17 protein-coding genes are annotated in these 17,122 nt (G+C 33.6%); 7 read left to right on the top strand and 10 right to left on the bottom strand.

Annotated features, from left to right (window positions below; all coding sequences use genetic code 11):
* Window positions 1-5 precede the first annotated feature (5 nt).
* The 3 genes from NLM59_RS05345 to NLM59_RS05335 all read left to right on the top strand — a co-directional run bounded on the left by NLM59_RS05345 (window position 6) and on the right by NLM59_RS05335 (window position 2,610).
* Window positions 6-587, top strand: a complete 582-nt coding sequence (locus tag NLM59_RS05345) for a porin family protein (protein ID WP_304416719.1) — start codon at window positions 6-8, stop codon at window positions 585-587.
* Between the two features lie 64 nt (window positions 588-651).
* Window positions 652-2,040: an HTTM domain-containing protein gene (locus NLM59_RS05340; protein WP_304416718.1), complete on the top strand. Its 1,389-nt coding sequence runs from the start codon at window positions 652-654 to the stop codon at window positions 2,038-2,040.
* Window positions 2,041-2,049: 9 nt separating this feature from the next.
* On the top strand, window positions 2,050-2,610 hold the full coding sequence (locus tag NLM59_RS05335) for a GNAT family N-acetyltransferase (protein ID WP_304416717.1): 561 nt from the start codon (window positions 2,050-2,052) through the stop codon (window positions 2,608-2,610).
* Between the two features lie 69 nt (window positions 2,611-2,679).
* Here NLM59_RS05335 and NLM59_RS05330 read toward each other — a convergent pair whose 3' ends face one another.
* Together NLM59_RS05330 and greA are read right to left on the bottom strand one after the other, a co-directional pair.
* Window positions 2,680-3,072: an HIT family protein gene (locus NLM59_RS05330; RefSeq protein WP_304416716.1), complete on the bottom strand. Its 393-nt coding sequence runs from the start codon at window positions 3,070-3,072 to the stop codon at window positions 2,680-2,682.
* Window position 3,073: 1 nt separating this feature from the next.
* Window positions 3,074-3,556, bottom strand: coding sequence for a transcription elongation factor GreA (gene greA, locus NLM59_RS05325; RefSeq protein ID WP_304416715.1), 483 nt, complete (start codon window positions 3,554-3,556; stop codon window positions 3,074-3,076).
* Window positions 3,557-3,636: 80 nt separating this feature from the next.
* On the opposite strand from greA, the gene NLM59_RS05320 reads away from it, so the two are divergent.
* Window positions 3,637-4,095, top strand: coding sequence for a Rieske (2Fe-2S) protein (locus NLM59_RS05320; RefSeq protein ID WP_304416714.1), 459 nt, complete (start codon window positions 3,637-3,639; stop codon window positions 4,093-4,095).
* Between the two features lie 28 nt (window positions 4,096-4,123).
* On the opposite strand, the gene NLM59_RS05315 is transcribed toward NLM59_RS05320, so the two are convergent.
* The 5 genes from NLM59_RS05315 to tsaE all read right to left on the bottom strand — a co-directional run bounded on the left by NLM59_RS05315 (window position 4,124) and on the right by tsaE (window position 8,070).
* Window positions 4,124-4,552, bottom strand: a complete 429-nt coding sequence (locus tag NLM59_RS05315; protein ID WP_304416713.1) for a LexA family protein — start codon at window positions 4,550-4,552, stop codon at window positions 4,124-4,126.
* Window positions 4,553-4,606: 54 nt separating this feature from the next.
* Window positions 4,607-5,944: a hydroxymethylglutaryl-CoA reductase, degradative gene (locus tag NLM59_RS05310; RefSeq protein ID WP_304416712.1), complete on the bottom strand. Its 1,338-nt coding sequence runs from the start codon at window positions 5,942-5,944 to the stop codon at window positions 4,607-4,609.
* Between the two features lie 100 nt (window positions 5,945-6,044).
* Window positions 6,045-6,443 carry a hypothetical protein gene (locus NLM59_RS05305; protein WP_304416711.1) on the bottom strand — a complete coding sequence of 133 codons (399 nt, stop codon included), beginning with the start codon at window positions 6,441-6,443 and terminating at the stop codon, window positions 6,045-6,047.
* Window positions 6,440-7,642: an alanine dehydrogenase gene (locus NLM59_RS05300; RefSeq protein ID WP_304416710.1), complete on the bottom strand. Its 1,203-nt coding sequence runs from the start codon at window positions 7,640-7,642 to the stop codon at window positions 6,440-6,442. Before NLM59_RS05300 ends, NLM59_RS05305 begins: the two co-directional genes overlap by 4 nt.
* The gene (tsaE, locus tag NLM59_RS05295) at window positions 7,642-8,070 is read right to left on the bottom strand and encodes a tRNA (adenosine(37)-N6)-threonylcarbamoyltransferase complex ATPase subunit type 1 TsaE (RefSeq protein WP_304416709.1); all 429 of its coding nucleotides are present in this window, start codon (window positions 8,068-8,070) and stop codon (window positions 7,642-7,644) included. The genes NLM59_RS05300 and tsaE overlap by 1 nt, the downstream gene beginning before the upstream one ends.
* A gap of 126 nt (window positions 8,071-8,196) precedes the next feature.
* Here tsaE and NLM59_RS05290 point away from each other — a divergent pair, with 126 nt between their 5' ends.
* The gene (locus NLM59_RS05290) at window positions 8,197-10,182 is read left to right on the top strand and encodes a histidine kinase (RefSeq protein WP_304416708.1); all 1,986 of its coding nucleotides are present in this window, start codon (window positions 8,197-8,199) and stop codon (window positions 10,180-10,182) included.
* Between the two features lie 24 nt (window positions 10,183-10,206).
* A complete protein-coding gene (locus NLM59_RS05285; RefSeq protein ID WP_304416707.1) occupies window positions 10,207-10,953 on the top strand; it encodes a LytR/AlgR family response regulator transcription factor in 747 nt (248 codons plus the stop codon).
* 62 nt (window positions 10,954-11,015) lie between these two features.
* Here the strand turns inward: NLM59_RS05285 and NLM59_RS05280 are convergent, their stop codons facing one another.
* The 3 genes from NLM59_RS05280 to porX form a co-directional block, all read right to left on the bottom strand.
* Window positions 11,016-13,460 carry a hypothetical protein gene (locus tag NLM59_RS05280; protein WP_304416706.1) on the bottom strand — a complete coding sequence of 815 codons (2,445 nt, stop codon included), beginning with the start codon at window positions 13,458-13,460 and terminating at the stop codon, window positions 11,016-11,018.
* 227 nt (window positions 13,461-13,687) lie between these two features.
* Complete coding sequence (locus tag NLM59_RS05275; protein WP_304416705.1) at window positions 13,688-14,158, bottom strand: lipocalin family protein; 471 nt, start codon at window positions 14,156-14,158, stop codon at window positions 13,688-13,690.
* A 144-nt stretch (window positions 14,159-14,302) separates the two neighbouring features.
* Window positions 14,303-15,847, bottom strand: coding sequence for a T9SS response regulator signal transducer PorX (gene porX, locus NLM59_RS05270; RefSeq protein ID WP_304416704.1), 1,545 nt, complete (start codon window positions 15,845-15,847; stop codon window positions 14,303-14,305).
* Between the two features lie 38 nt (window positions 15,848-15,885).
* Here porX and NLM59_RS05265 point away from each other — a divergent pair, with 38 nt between their 5' ends.
* Window positions 15,886-17,121: an HD domain-containing protein gene (locus NLM59_RS05265; RefSeq protein WP_304416703.1), complete on the top strand. Its 1,236-nt coding sequence runs from the start codon at window positions 15,886-15,888 to the stop codon at window positions 17,119-17,121.
* Window position 17,122 lies beyond the last annotated feature (1 nt).

Here is a 17,122-nt window from a genome sequence, read left to right as displayed (position 1 = left end):
AAACAATGAAAAAATTATTATTAAGTTTAATCTTAATCGTATCCACCATTAGTTACGCACAAATAACTTATGGAGCCAAAGCAGGATTGAATATCACGAATTTGAAGGATATTCATGGTGATTCAGGTTCTAGATATGGTTTCCATGTAGGTGGATTTGCTACTATTCCAATTGGACAAAACAATCAATTCTATTTTCAACCAGAGGTTTTGTACTCTCAACAAGGAGAGAAAAACACAGGAGAGAATTATGATGAATTATATCAATTAGATTATATCAATGTGCCATTATTATTCAAACCATACTTTTCTGAACAAGACACAGAATTTTATGGAATTATTGGTCCACAAGTAGGTTTTTTAATCAATGATAATATTAAAAACCAAGCTAACACAGGGTATCAAGATGATGAATATAATTCTATTGATGTAGGTGCTTTATTGGGAGTAGGATTTTCTTACTTAAGAACTTGGGAGTTTGAATTTAGATATTTATATGGATTTACAGATGCAGTTCAAGAAGCACAAGTAAAAGACAGAAAAAATAGAACTTCTAACCTTCATTTTAGTATAGGATACAGATTCTAATTAATAATAAGACAAGAATATATAAAACACTTTCCTACTTTTGTAGGAAAGTGTTTTTTCATTTATGAATTTTCTTTTTGAAAAAGTTGATAACTCCAAGCTAATCGTATTCCGAGTATTTTTCGGTTTACTGGTTATGATAGAGTGTTGGGGAGCAATCGCTACAGGATGGGTGAAGGAAACATTTGTTGATGTTCAATTTACCATAAATTTTATTGGATTTGATTGGACCCAAATGTTGGTGGGAGAAACTATGTATGCTGTCTACGGCGTCATGGGCTTTCTAGGACTTCTCATCATGCTGGGTGCATTTTACCGTACAGCTATCATTCTATTCTTTTTACTGTGGAGTTTAACTTATTTCATGCAGAAATCGCATTATAACAATCATTACTATTTAATGATGTTAGTGAGTTTTCTAATGATTTGGATGCCGGCGAATAATTATTTGTCATTAGATGCAAATATGAATTCTAAAGTTCGATCGCAATCCGTTTCAAGATGGAATTACATTATATTTGAAATTCTCATCAGCTGTGTCTATATTTTTGCAGCCATTGCTAAATTAACTCCAGGTTGGTTAAACAATCATTTCTTGCCGCTTAGATTGTCGCATAGCGCACATTGGTTTGAAGAAAGGTTTGGTCAAAATGTATTTTCAGAATTTTTAAGAAGCAAAGATTTAGCACAATTTCTATCCTATGCTGGAATTGGTTTTGATTTTTTAATCGTTCCTTTATTGTTATTTAAACCTACAAGAAAAATAGCTTTTGCAGCAGCGGTTTTATTCCATTTATTTAATTCGATAACGCTTCAAATAGGAATTTTCCCATATTTTGCTTTAGCGCTTTGTATATTCTTTTTCGATAACAAAACCATTAAAGAAGTATTTCTGCCATTTAAGTCTCGAAACGTTATGGACGAAAGGGTACAGGTTTCGGTGGTAAGAAAAAGATTAGTCTTATGGTTTCTAGCTATTTTTACTTTGTTTCAAATTTATTTACCCCTAAGACATCATTTGATAGAAGACGACGTAACTTGGACAGAAGAAGGGCATAGAATGGCATGGCGTATGATGCTGCGAAGTAAACTAGGAAAAGGATATTTTGTAACTCATTTACCTGATGGAAAAGTGGTGCATGAAAACCTAATGAAATATCTTTCTAACCATCAAATGAACAGCGTTAAGACAAAACCTGATATGATTTGGCAATTTGCTCAAATTTTGAAGACTAAATATGAGGAACAAGGAATTGATTCTGTTAAGGTCTACTACCGAAACTCTCAGGTAAAAGTTAATGATGGGCCCTTCTTTGATTTTATTGATCCAGAAGTTGATTTAGCTAATACCAAATGGAGCTATTTTGGACACCAGAAATGGATTCTACCTTCACCTAAGAGTTATTATGTCGATTTGGAGAAAGAGGCTAACAAAGCCTCGGAAAAGAGATAAAATATCAAGATGAATATGATGATTCGTAAAGCAAATGCTGAAGATGCTAAACCTATAGCGACGTATTTAATGTTGGCTATGGAAGATATTTTCTATGGATTTATTGGTGAAAGAAATTATGAAGTGGCCATTGAGGTTCTAGAAGAATTGATTCAATCTAGAGGAAATCAATATTCCTTTGAGAATTGTTGGGTTGCTGAATTAGATTCAGAGCCTGTAGCTGTGGCTTGTGTTTATAATGGAGGAAATCTATATCAGTTGAGAAAACCTGTCGGAGAACTCATAAAAACGCGCTTCAATCGAGACTTTAATCCTGAGGACGAAACTCAATCGGGGGAATTTTACATTGACTGCGTTGGCGTGAGCGAATATCATCAAGGAAAAGGTTTGGGATCTAAAATGTTTAATTTTTTAATTGATGAATTTGTACATAAAAGAAATGAAACCTTAGGTCTTTTGGTGGAAGAAGAAAACCCTAATGCTAAGCGCTTATATCAAAAACTTGGTTTTAAGGTTGTTGGCGAGAAAACTTTGATGGGTAAGAAATTAGACCACATGCAAATAAGTTAATAATAAAACAGCCCTGAGGAATTGACTTCTTCAGGGCTGTTTCATTATATCTATACTTTAAAACAAATATTATAGTGCCGATTTAATTTTATCTGCAATCTCTTGCATTTTTTCAGCGGAAAATTTCTTTTTTGGTTGCATAAAGTTAATATCGTTCATTTCATTAAGAGGAACTAAATGCACATGCACATGAGGAACTTCTAAGCCAACTACAGCAACACCTACACGTAAACATGGAATAACTTTTTCCATCCCTTGAGCGATATCATATGCGAAATCCATCAATCCTAGATAGATCTCTTTATCCAAATCCCAAATTTTATCAACTTCCTTTTTTGGAACTACTAATGTATGACCTTCTACTAATGGGAATGCATCTAAAAAAGCAATGTAATTGTCATTTTCAGCTACTTTATAAGATGGAATTTCTCCTTTAATAATTTTCGTGAAAATACTAGACATATTACATTTCTAATTTAAGATCGATGATTTCGAAGTTCAATTTGTTACCATTAGGTAAAGAAATCTCTGCTAAATCACCCAATTTTTTACCCAATAAACCTTTGGCAATAGGAGTGTTCACTGAAATCTTACCTGCTTTTAAATCAGACTCTGATTCAGGTACTAAACTATAAGTCATAGTTTGTCCATTCGCAGTATTTTTTAACGTTACTGTCGATAAGATGGATACTTTGTTAGCGTCTAATAGAGAAGCATCGATAATACGAGCGTTAGCCACCAAATCTTTTAATTTAGAGATTCTTGACTCTAACATTCCTTGTGCTTCCTTAGCTGCATCATACTCAGCATTCTCCGATAAATCTCCTTTATCTCGTGCATCAGCAATTTGTTGAGTAATATTTGGTCTTTCAACTGTTTCTAATTGCTTCAATTCTGCACGCAATTTATCTAAGCCTTCTTTGGTTACATATTGTATATTTGCCATAATGTATCTATTATTAATAAAAGAATAATCCCGCACGTAATTGTGGGGACTATCAATACAAATATACAAATTTTTTCAAGATGAAACATTTTAAAAAGCTTTTCTATATAAAATTCGTGTTTTTAACTTTCTTTTTTTCAATGATTTGTATAAGTTGTAATGACGAGGATACAACTGTAAGCTGTATACCAAATGTTAGCGTATCGGCTCAGTATAATCTTAACCTTCCAGCTTATTCAGATTTAAACATGCCAAATGGTTACGTGGAACTTGCTCCAGATGGAACCAATGGAAGTAGAGGAATGATTATCGTAAATACGGGTAATGGTTTTAATGCATATGATCGTAATGCACCACATCTTTGTCCTTCGTCAGATACTACTTTAGAAGTTTATGAAGACCTTAAAATTGTTTGTCCACACGATGGAGCAGAATGGTTGTTGCGCACGGGTCAACCGCTGAATGATGCCACACAAGGTAGAACCCCAAGAAAGTTCTTAGCGCATCTTAATGGAAGTGTACTTACTATTAATTATTAAATACTTAGGTGGGAATTCGTTGTGATGATTAAAAAGATTTAATCACATGCGTAACGATACCCCAAATTTGGAAGTTACTCTCTTCTGAAATGTGAATAGGTCTATAGTCTACATTGGCCGGCATTAACCAAATGCCATCTCTTTTTAGCTTTATTCTTTTACAAGTAAACTCACCATCAATAAAGCAAACCGCAATCTTACCATCCTCTGGCTCTAGACTTCTATCGATTACTAATAAATCTCCATCGTCTATACCATCATCAATCATAGACTGTCCGCTTACTCTAGCATAAAAAGTAGTAAGTGGATTTTGAATTAGCTTTTTATTCATATCCATTTTTCCGGCAATACTTTCGTATTGAGGATTAGGCATTCCACAACTAATTCCGTTTGTGTAAACAGGTAGTTCTAAATGAAAATTATCTTCTGCGTGTAAAATTTCTAAAACCATGGACATAAATTAAATATAGTGATTAAATACTTAAATTAGATAAATAATAGTCTATTAAAACTATAAGTCATCCAAAGATTTAAGCTTTCTAATGCGCATAAACTCCTCTACAACAGCATGATGCGTAACTGTTTTGTCTCTAAAGTAAACCGTAAAATATTCTCTTTCTCGGGTGTTGGCACCTAATTGATTTAGAATATTATACAAATGCATCTTCATATGCCCTTTCTGAATTCCAACTGTAGTTAATGAGCGTAATGCTGCGAAATTTTGTGCCAGTCCAGCTACCGCAACGATTCCCATCAACTTCTGAGCATCAGGATTTCCTAATAAATCTAAAGAGAATTTAACCAATGGATGTAGGGAAGTTAAACCACCTACCGTACCTAAAGCAATAGGTAAATCGAGCCAAAATCTAAATTCACCATCTTTAACTTCACAGTGAGTTAAACTAGTATAAGTTCCATCCTTTGAAGCGTAGGTGTGCGCATCTGCCTCAACGGCTCTAAAGTCGTTTCCAGTAGCAATTACAACAGCATCAATACCATTCATGATACCTTTGTTGTGCGTTGTTGATCTATAAGGTTCCACTTCAGCGATTTTAACGGCTAAAGAGAATTTCTCAACAAATTCTTCGGCTGAAATTCCTTCTTCTGCTAAATCCTCCACTTTACATCTAACCTCAGCTCTCACCATATTTTCAGGAGTAAAGTTGGATAGAATACACATTACAATTTGAAGCGAATCTTTCTCTTCCTGTGTAAAAGATTCATCCTTAGATAATTCTCTTTCTAACGTCTTAGCAAATTGCTCTAAACATGAATTGATGAAATTCGCACCCATTGAATCGCGGGTATCAAATTTAGCCTCAATTTGATAGTAATGTGGAATCTGCGCCGATTTATTTACTAATTCTAAGGATAAAATACCGCCACCTCTTTTCTCCATGTTTTTGGTAATAGAAGAAGTATCAGCTTTTAAAATATCTTTTAGATTGCTATTAAAAAAGGCTTTAAGTTTTTGGTCATCTCCTTTGAACATAAAGTGAACATGCCCCAATTTTTTATTACCTAAAATTTTAGTGTGAAAACCACCGCGATCCAACCAATATTTTGCTGCCTTAGAAGCTGCTGCAACCACAGAACTTTCCTCAATAGCCATAGGAATTGCATATAGATTCCCGTCAATCAAGAAATTTGGGGCAATCCCAAAAGGCATATAATAATTGGAAATCGTGTTTTCAGAGAATTCATCATGCAAACGCTGAAGTTCAGCATTATCGTTCCAATATTGTTTTAAAATTTTCTTGGCCTGTTTTGAATCCTTTAGATAGTTTTCGGTTAACCAATTGATTTTTTCTTTTTTATTAAGCTTTGAAAATCCTGATATAGGTTGCATAATGTGATTTTAAATAATAAAAATAAGTATAAAGCTAAGGAATTAAATTAAAAGCAAGCTCGTGATTTGAAGAAAGACGAACGTCAATTACAAATTACTTTTATTTGCTCGGAACATAATCTTCAATGGATTTTACATCCACTTTTTCTTTACATTTTTCTAAGTTAAGCTTCCAATGATGTGTAGAATCTTGATAGTAAGCAACATATTTTCCACAAGGCTCTGCTCTTTGGTCACTCAAATCAAAATCAATATCTAATTTTGACAAGATATCATTCCTGAAACTAGCTGTATCTATATTCGCTGATTCTAATTTAGCTAAAGCATCATTTGAATAAAACATTGGCTTACTCTTCATTTCCAGTAAAACTCTACCTCCTGGCAAGTAGTTAGTAACCATGTCTTTGCACGAATTTCTTTTACCAAAAATTAAAATAACCAAAAATGTACCTGCTAAAACACCAATCAAATAAAACTTAAAGCGTTCAATAAAACTCATAACATCAACAAATTAATATCTTTAAAATCTAAATCGAACCATTCTGCTAGTTCTCTATTTGCGTGGCGTCCTTTAAATAAGTAACATCCATTTCTTAATCCAGCATCTTTGCTAATTAAACAGTCGAATCCACCTTCGTGCCCCACTTCTAATAAATAAGGTAAGAAAAAGTTGCTCAATGCCTTACTTGCTGTTCTAGCATAGCGAGAGGTAATGTTGGTTACGCCATAGTGAATTACACCATGTTTGGTATGCGTTGGATGTTCGTGAGTTGTTATTTCCGAAGTTTCAAAACAACCACCTCCGTCTATACTCACATCAATAATTACAGCACCTTGTTTCATGGTTTGAACCATTTCTTCTGTAACAATGGTAGGAGTTCTAGAGTTTCCTCGAATCGCTCCAATGGCAATATCACAACGTCTTAATGCCTTTTTGATTTCTTTTGGATCTAAGGTGTTGGTTGAGACACGATGGCCAATTTCATTTTGTAATCTTCTTAATCGCATCAGAGAAGAATCAAAAATACGAACACTAGCTCCTAAGCCAATCGCTGCTCTTGCAGCACATTCGCCAACCGTTCCTCCACCTAAAATGACAACCTCAGCCGGACGAACTCCAGCGATTCCACCTAACATGACTCCATTTCCACCATGATCGGTAGCTAAAAGTTCAGCTGCAATTAAAATAGAGGTAGTTCCAGCAATTTCGGAAATAAGACGAACCAAAGGTAATTGCCCATGTTGGTCTTGTAAATATTCAAAACCTAAAGCAGAAATTTTCTTTCCTGCTAAATGCTCAAAATAAGCTTTGTTTCTTGTACTTGGCTGAACGGTTGAAACTAAAAATGAATTGGGTTTCAAGAGTTGAAGTTCTTCTTCAGTAGGAGGTTCTACTTTTAAAACTAAAGCCTGTCCAAAAACTTCTTCTGCATCTTGTGTTATCTTAGCTCCAGCCTCTGAGTATTCTTGATCGGAGTATTTAGCACCTTCACCCGCGTTGGATTGTACTACTACATTGTGGTCGTTGGCTACTAATACCTCAACCGCATCTGGCGTAAGGCATACACGTTTTTCTTGAAAATGAGTTTCTCTCGGAATACCAATCTGAAGTTTTCCATTCTTTCTCGCCACTTCTAACTTCTCCTCACGTGGCATTAATTCATGTTTGGAAAAAGGTGAAAAATATTGACTACCCATTATTTAAAGCTTATTGTTCGCACGTTGTCTTTATTTATGATTTCTAAGGTATGATAATTTTCGGGAATCAATGATTCAATTCGCTCAGGCCATTCTACTAAACATAAATTTCCACTATAAGCATATTCTTCCCATCCCATATCGTAAGCTTCGTCTTCATCATTAATTCGATAAAAATCAAAATGATAAACACTGCCTTTTGGTGTTTCATATTCATTTACCAAAGCATAGGTAGGGCTACTAACAATGTCCTCGGAACCTAATTGAATTAGAAATTCCTTGATCAAAGTTGTTTTACCTGCACCCATTTCTCCTCTAAACAATATCACATCATGTTCAATTTGTGGCAGGATATCAGCCACAATCTTGGGAAGGTCGATTAAATCATGTGAAACAAAAGTCATCTCACAAAGGTAATTTATTTTCATAGAAATAAGTAGATGTAATTCATGTTATGCAAAACAGACCTGAAACGAGTGAATTCGAATTGATTAATCTTCAAAATTATTTATTTTTGAGAAAGCGCAAGTTTTCAACTACTTTTAACTCATATTTTGAACTTTAAACTTAATTACATAAAAACTCAACAAAAATTACAGCTCTCTCTCCTCGTGTTATTTTTCATGGGGGTAAATCTATATGCTCAAAAAAGTGTAAAAGATACGCTGAGTATTGTAGAATTAATAGAAGAAAGTAGGCAGCTACATAAAGAAAAGCATAATGAGAAAGAAGAATATCGATTGGCTAATCTAGCGATTGATAAAGCTTTAAGTTTAGAAGATACCTTACTATACGCAAGAAGTTTAGATAATCTTGGCCTTTTATATAGATATCATGAATGGTATAAACTAGCCATGAATCTTCATGTTAGAGCTTATGAACTGGTGGAGCATAAGAAAGTGGAGATTTTATATAAAATGATTTTTGCGAATAACGCAGGGTTAGCAGCGAGGTATTCTCAGCAGTATGACGATGCTGTAATCTATTACTTGAAAGCCTTGAAACTAGCAGAGCAAGAGAATAACTTAAGAAATATTGCTATTTCTAGTAATGGGTTAGGAAACACTCTTAGTAAAATACCTAGAGAAGAGGAACAAGCAATTTTTTATTTTAATAAGGCCGTAGAGTCGAGCGAAGCAAGAAATGATTCACTTGGAATGGCAATGAACTATCTTTCAATTGCCTACCATTATATCGATAACAATAATGCAGATGCAGCATTTGAAACGCTTTCTAAGCTGAAAGAAATAAATGAGAAATTAAAAGATGAATTTGGAATTGCTATTACCAACGAAGCAATGGGTAGAGCATATATCAATGTAAATAACAATCCAGTCTTGGGGAAAGAGTATTTAACCAAGGCGTTAAAAGGGTATGAGAAAGTAAACAAAATTTATAATGTTGCCCACACTTATCATCGTTTAGGGAATAACGAGATTTCATTAGGGAATAAAAAGGAGGCTCTTAACTATTTTCAAAATTCATTGCAGTTAGCTTATAAACTAGAACTTTTAGATTTAATAGTTAAAAATTCCTTCAGTATTTCGAGTTTAATGGAAGAAAAGGGAAAACTAAAGGAAGCTTTAGATTATTATAAAAATGCAAGTAGATATCAAGATAGTTTAGGTCTTAAAAATCAAGAAATTAAAATTTCTGCGTTAACTCAGGAATATGATCTTGATAAAAAGGAATCCGAAATTGCTTTATTAGAAAAGGATAAAATTCTCAAAGAAGAAGAGATTCGCAAGTCATCAGAAAAGATTAAAAATCAAAAATTATTTAGTTATGCTCTTGCCATTTGTGTATTAGGTATAATTCTATTTTCCTTGATTCAGTATAGAAATATTAGTGCCAGACGAGCTGCAGAAAAGCAATTACAAGAAAATGAAAAGCAGCTTTTGCAGACTGAGTATAAGAAAAGCTTGGCGGAGGCAGAGATTACAATTTCTCGAATGCAGGTAAATCCTCACTTTATTTTTAACTGTTTAAATGCGATTAATCTTTTAATTAAAAAAGAAGAAAACAAAAGTGCCAGTCGGTATTTGAATACTTTTAGTCGATTTATTAGAATGACGCTAGAGTTGCCTAAAAAAGAAACGATTAGTTTAGACGAGGAACTTAAGCTGATTAACTATTATCTTGAGTTGGAAGAATATCGTTTCGGTGGTAGTTTTACCTATCATATTGAAACCAATGACGTGAATTTATCTCAAGTTAAAATTCCTCCGATGTTGTTGCAACCCATTATCGAAAATGCTATTTGGCATGGATTACTGGTTTCTCGAAAAGATTCGCGAGAATTAAAAATAATAGTAAAAGACCATGGTGATGGAACGCGAATTATAATAGATGATAATGGGATTGGAAGAAAAAAGAGTAAAGAGTTGAAAACAGGCTATATTAAGAAAAAGAGCTTAGGAATGAAAATCACGTCCGAGAGGATAGAACACTTTAATAATAGCTTTGATTGTAAGATGAAAATGAGCATCATCGACAAGGAAGATGACAGCGGAACTCAAGTCATACTAGATATGCAATAAAATATTTTCATATATTCGAATTGTATGAGAGTTGCGATTATAGATGATGAGCTGCATTGTATAGAGAGTTTGGAGATAACTTTAGTTAATTTATTTCCGAGCATTGACATTGTCTATAAGTCAAGTAAAGTAGAGAAGGCAATTGCCGAGCTTAAAGAAAAACAGATAGATTTATTGTTTTTAGATATTGAAATGCCGGGTATGTCAGGTTTTCAATTTTTAGAAAACTTTGTAGATCGAGATTTTGATGTAATTTTTACAACTGCTTATAGTGAATATGCCATTGAGGCTTTTAAGACACATGCGATAAGTTATTTATTAAAACCAATCGATGAAACAGAATTGCTGGAAGCTGTAGGGCATTGGACAAAAACTCGAGATAATGAGGAAGATGTTGATCAAGATATTTCTGAGTTAATATCACATCTTAAGCGAGAGGGCTTTATGAAAAGTAAAATATCTGTACCAGTTGCTGGGGGATATCGATATTTAGAAGTGGATAATATAATTTATTGTCAGAGTCAAAGCAATTATACCAATATATTCTTGTCAAATGGGAAAAGTTTATTGATTAGTAAAACTTTAAAAACCATTAATGAGTTATTAAAGCCTTTCTATTTTATTCGTGTTCATAAGTCATATTTAATCAATCCCAACTATCTTGTTCAATACTCTAGGTCTGATGGAGGGTATGTCGTGATGAAAAATCAGACTCAAATACCCGTTAGTAAGGATAAAAGAGAGGTAATTATTAATTTGTTTAAGGCTTAATATAAATTAAAACCACCCATAACTGAATAGTTATAGGTGGTAAATTTTATAGTTTATAAAAATTAATCTTCTAAAAGTTCAAAGCGCATCCAGGCAAAAGCTTTTTCAGCTGAGCTACCTTTAGTCTTTTTATAGATAGGACCTTCTAAAAGTACTCTATTTCCACTTTTTTTAACCATTAGAGGTAATTGAGTTCCATTAAATTGTAGAAACTTAAGGTTTTGATCAACATTGTTATCAAAATGTGGCTCGGGGTTATATGAATCAAGCGCATTTGTATTTTTGTTTATTAATATAGAAAGCACATCATTAATAGCAACGTCAGTTTCGCGTGAGCCATCATTTAATTCTAGGTCATCATTAAAACCCCAACTAGTTGTATATTCCCATATATGAGTATCAATAATAAATTTAGCATTTTTATCCTTTGCCATTTCGGGAGTAACTTTGAATACAATTGAGTTATTAATATTTGGTTGTCTAGGACTCTTTATTTTATTGGTTACCCCTACATGAACTTGATTACTCCTATCACCGCAAATTAATGGAATGAAATCAGGGTCATAACCTAATTCTTTTCTATTGCATTTCTTTCGATTTGGAAGCGTTGTATAAACTCTTTTAGATTGAATATCGCTTTGCTTTTTATTATTGGATATATATTTTATATGTTGTGTCGGTCCATAATGAGCAATGTTACCATCTCTTGTTGTTTGAGCTTGTAAAGCTAAAAAGGTTACTTTTAGATGTACATCTTTTTCTAATGGAACACAGGTTTCAACCTTATGGTTATTTGTGGAACTAAGTCCCACCAATTCATTATTAAGGTTTTTTAATTGATAACTTATAGGGAAAGATTCAGCTTCCGTGAATTTATGCCCTTTCATAAACTCTTTAAGTGGCTTCCAGTTTTTGCTATTTCTATCTGCAATTAAATCATCTATTGCGCTTGAAATTGTACCACCCCAATAAAATGCATTAATTTCTACATCCTTTGATTGAGATATTTTTTCCAAGTTAGCTTCTATGCTCATATTATTGCCAAGATAACTTGCAGTAGCGCCTGCGCTAACCCCTAGTTGCTCTAAACTTTCTTTAGATTTAAACATGAAATACCCCTTTCTACCATAATTAACTTTAGATATATAAACATAGTCCTCTAAACTTACCTCAGGATTATCTGGGAATACATTATTCGGGTCAAGTCCATCAACTTCTACACTAAATAATATTTGGGTGAACTCTACTAAATAATAGTGATAATCTTTTTTACTTGAATTGTCTACTCCAAAATGTGCTGCAAAAGTATTAAACCCCTTAGAATATCGTCCATTAACATGAATGTTAAACTCATCTTCATTGCGAATTTCTTTGTAAGAATAATGGATGTTAGCAGGGTGTAAAGTTTTATTAGAAGTGGATACAAGTTTATCCGTTGCATTTTTGATTGCAGATCTATTTTTGGGATTTACCACACGTTGAGATGGCTTAGATCTAAATGTTGTATTGAAGATAGTTATCGGACCTCTGTTGTATCTTTCCTCGATTTTAGCTCCTCCTTGAATAAACTCTGGGACTGATAAAATAACTCCTGGTCTCATCCAATCTGGCGGTCCATCGCCAATAGTAAAATCTTTGAATTGACTGGTTTCAATCTTTGTGTTTAAGGTAACATCTGTGCAAAACTCATCACCCTTTTGTTTTTTAGTTACAGTGATTGTTGAATTATCTCCAGAACTTTTAGAACTATTTACGGTTCGAAGCCTCAACCTTTGAGCTGCCTTGACAAAATCTTTAGCATTAAAGTACTTTTTTTCAAGCTTAACCCCTGGCTTTGGCTTAACCTGCGTTATAGGCTTTTTTGTATCGGCAATCCCTACTATCCTTGAGTTATTATTTCCCTTGGTAGTATTATTTGCCTTAGGTCTTCGTGGAGTTTTCACGCCCTTAGCCCCTGTTTGATTACCTCCTCTTTTACTTTTCTGAATTGCTTTAGGATTTAATTTCTTAATTCTAGCTTCTTTAAGTTCAGAAAGGGGAATGGTCTGTGTTTTTTGAGGAGGTCTAACCGAAACTACATTTGTCGTGTAGGTTGTATCGCCTTGTTCAATAGAGGCTGTAATATCAAACTTTACATTTTTAGCACCCTCCGGCATCCATAAATTAATGGGAATGGTAGACCATGATCCATCACTTTTGGTATTTACCTTGAAAGTTCCTAAATCCTGGGAACCTCCTGTATAGTTTACAACAACATTAACTTCGATTACAGTATTTCGATCTGCATTTCCTTCAACAATTAAAGGAGATTTAACTTGTTCGTTTTTGGTGGGCGAAGTAATAATTAAAATAGGGTTATTCGCCTGAATTGTTTCTGAGGAATTAACTCCTGTTGTGGGTTTGTCTTTCTTTAGATTTCCATCTCCGACGGGAGTTTTCTGTGCAAACGACCAACTGGTCATAAGCAGAAAGAGCAAAGCTCCCATAAATAATAATTTTGTTTTCATAACTTCTCGTTTTTCTTGGTTAGTAATTCAATGTTTAAATAGAGCCAAAGCTCTTTTTTAACCTTAAATCAATTTAAACCTACGAAAAAATGAAGCTCAGAAAAGCAGCGCTTTAGTATAAGCATGTATTGAGTGAGTGAAAGTGTGTTATGGATTAGTAAGAGTATTTTTTATTTAACGATTTGTATTAAAAACTCCACAATAAAGCAATCGAGTTTTTAATAGAATTAAGCATCATATTTTAGGAAAACAAATACTAAAGCTTCACCTGATGTATTATTTTCATCTGGAATCTCTTCTAACTTTAAGGTGGTATCATTAATGTAAATAATCCTAAACTCCGTCACCGGCGGAAATGGATTGTTTTGATATGGATCATCACCGGATAATTCAAGCATTATACTGTTTCCTACAATGCTGTAGCTTCCAATGGCGTTATAATGAAAACCACAATTAGGGTCATACCAACGCAAGGTCATCTTTTTGTCTGATGAAAAGTGAATTCTATCATTTTCCTTATAGCATGGAGTGATATAATCGTGGAGTCTTTCGTTTCCACTATCTATTCTGATCCCAGTTTTTATAAAAGTCCATTCCCCATATAGCGAATTGGGAAGGGGTTGTTGTATCGTACAGCCAAGTACAATAAAACTAAAGCATATTAGTACAAGCAGATTCTTGAAGTTAAAAGTTTTCATAATTATAGAGTTTCCTCTAAAGTAAGATATTTTTAACTTTTAGAAGAATCAATGTAAACTAAATTCTTAAACAGGCAGAATTAAATCAGTTAAATATCGCTGATTGTTAGTGGCTTATTGGTAATATTCCTATAGCAGAGCTTTCTACTTATTCTCCATCACTACAAAAGGAATAATCATCTCTTCCATAGAAACTCCGCCGTGTTGATAGGTGTTTTTATAGTAATTCACATAGTGATTATAGTTCTTAGGATAAGCCAAGAAAACATCATTTTTAGCAAAAATATACTTAGAACTAACATTCACTTTTGGTAATTGGTATTCTTCAGGCTTATCAACCACCATTACATCATCCGGATCAAATTGTAGCTGTCTTCCTAATTTATATCTTAAATTAGTACTCGTTTCTTTATCTCCAATCACCTTTGAAGGTTGTTTTACATAGATAGTTCCATGGTCTGTTGTAAGAATAACCCTCATATCGTTTTCAGCAGCTTGTTTTATGATTTCTAATAAATAAGAATTCTTAAACCAATTTTGTGTCACCGAACGATAGGTTTTATCATCTCTAATCATCTCAGAAATAATACGGTTATCTGTTTTTGCATGAGATAAAATATCAATAAAATTATATACAATAACAGTTAGGTCATTATTTTTAAATGAATGAAACTTATCTAGAACATGTTTTTCAAATCCGGAATTCAGGATTTTATAATACTTAGTTTTTAAGTCTTTTAAGCCTAATCTTGCTAAATTATCTTCTAATAACTCAGGCTCAAAATCATTTTTATTCCCATCATCGGTATCATTTTTCCAATAATCTGGAAATCTTTTCTCAATCTCTAATGGCATTCTGCCCGCGAAAAATGAATTTCTAGCGTATTGCGTAGAAGATGGCAAAATGCTGTAATACATTTCTTCTTGCGTATGGTTAAAATACTGTTGAAACAAAGGTTGAATCACTTTCCACTGATCATAGCGAAGATTATCGACCATTATAAGAATTGTGTTTTTATCTTTTAGTTGAGGTCGTACATAGCTATTAAACACCGTATGAGATAACTCGGGGCGATCTGATCCATCTAACCAATCCAAGTAGTTTCTCTCAACAAACTTGGCGAAATGATTGTTAGCATCAGCTTTTTGATCATTTAGAATCTGCAGCATATTTTGATCATCTATGTTTTCTAAATTAATCTCCCAATGCACTAATTTCTTATAAACTGCCGTCCAATCATGATAATCTCGAGCATTCATTAAGTCCATCGCTATTTGGCGGAATTCCATTTGATAATTCACAACAGCTTTCTCAGTAATGATTTTTGAGCCATCTAAAATTTTCTTCAAACTCAAAACAATTTGATTCGGATTGACTGGTTTTATCAAATAATCAGCAATATGTGCCCCAATGGCCTCTTCCATGATATGTTCCTCCTCATTCTTGGTCACCATCACCACCGGAATATTAGGTCGAATTTGTTTAATCTTAGATATAGCTTCTAATCCACCCATTCCAGGCATGTTTTCATCTAATAAAATGGCAGAGAAATTCTCTTCTTCTAGCAACTCAAGAGCATCGGTTGCGTTGTTCATGGTGGTGGTAGTGTATCCTTTTTTCTCTAGAAAAAGACAGTGAGGTTTTAGCAACTCTATCTCATCATCTACCCATAATATTCTTATTGCCATTTGATTTGTTTATTTTTGTGTGAATTAAAACTGATTAATTGAAAAACTCGAACAAGCTTAAAATATTTAACGACCCGGTTTATGGATTTATTTCAATTCCTGACGAATTTATTTTTGATCTTATAGAACATAAAAGCTTTCAAAGACTGCGCCGAATTTCACAAACGGGTTTAACTCAATATGTGTATCCAGGCGCAACTCATTCGCGTTATCTTCATGCTTTGGGTTGTTTGCATCTTATGCAAAAAGCCGTGAGTACTTTGCGCCAAAAGAATGTACAGATTTCTCCTGAGGAAGAAAGAGCACTTTATATCGCCATTTTGCTACACGATGTTGGTCATGGACCATTTTCTCATGCGCTGGAATCAACCATTGTTGAAGGTGTGCACCATGAGGATATTTCGTTACGCATTATGCAAAGATTAAACGAGGAATATAAGGGTGAATTAGATTTAGCAATTCAAGTTTTTCAGAAAAAATATCACCGTAAATTCCTAGGTCAGTTAATTGCTAGTCAGTTAGATATAGATAGGTTAGATTACCTTAAAAGAGATAGCTTCTTCACGGGTGTTACCGAAGGAAATATTGGTTCCGATCGTATTATTTCCATGATGAATGTTCGTGAAGATGAGTTGGTAATTGATGTTAAAGGCATTTATTCCGTAGAGAAATACTTGATTTCTAGAATGTTTATGTATTGGCAAGTTTATTTACATAAAACTGCCTTTGGGGTAGAGTTATATTTAATTCAAGCTTTAAAAAGAGCCAAAGAATTATATAAAATGGGAGAGAGGCTACCAACCACTCCAGCCCTAGAATATTTCTTAGAAAGAGATTTTAATGAAAAATTTAGTTCAGACGATATTGATGTTTTCTTGGAACTTGATGATAATGATGTGATGTTCTCCATAAAACAATGGCAAAATCATTCAGATTTAATACTAAGAACACTGGCGATTTCGGTGGTTCAAAGACGACTTCCAAAAGCTGAAATCAGGAATAATCCAATAAGTAAAGACGAGCTTGAAGAAAAAAGACAAGCTGCGAATCAATATTTTGGAGAAGGAGCCGCAGATTATTTTGTACATCAATCTGAATTAAAAATCATTCCTTATGATCACGAAAAATACCCGATTTTATTGATGGATAAAGACGGAAGCTGTAAAGATATTGCCGATTCAGAGAAGCAAATTTTAACCAGACCGCTCTTTGAACCAACAATTAAATACCACTTTTGTTACTGGAATTCAGATAAATTGGAAAGAATTTTATAAT

Source organism: Profundicola chukchiensis (assembly GCF_029664245.1).
Classification (GTDB): domain Bacteria; phylum Bacteroidota; class Bacteroidia; order Flavobacteriales; family Weeksellaceae; genus Profundicola; species Profundicola chukchiensis.
Note: the sequence above shows the minus strand (reverse complement) of the source record. Positions and strands in the feature narration are given on the sequence as shown.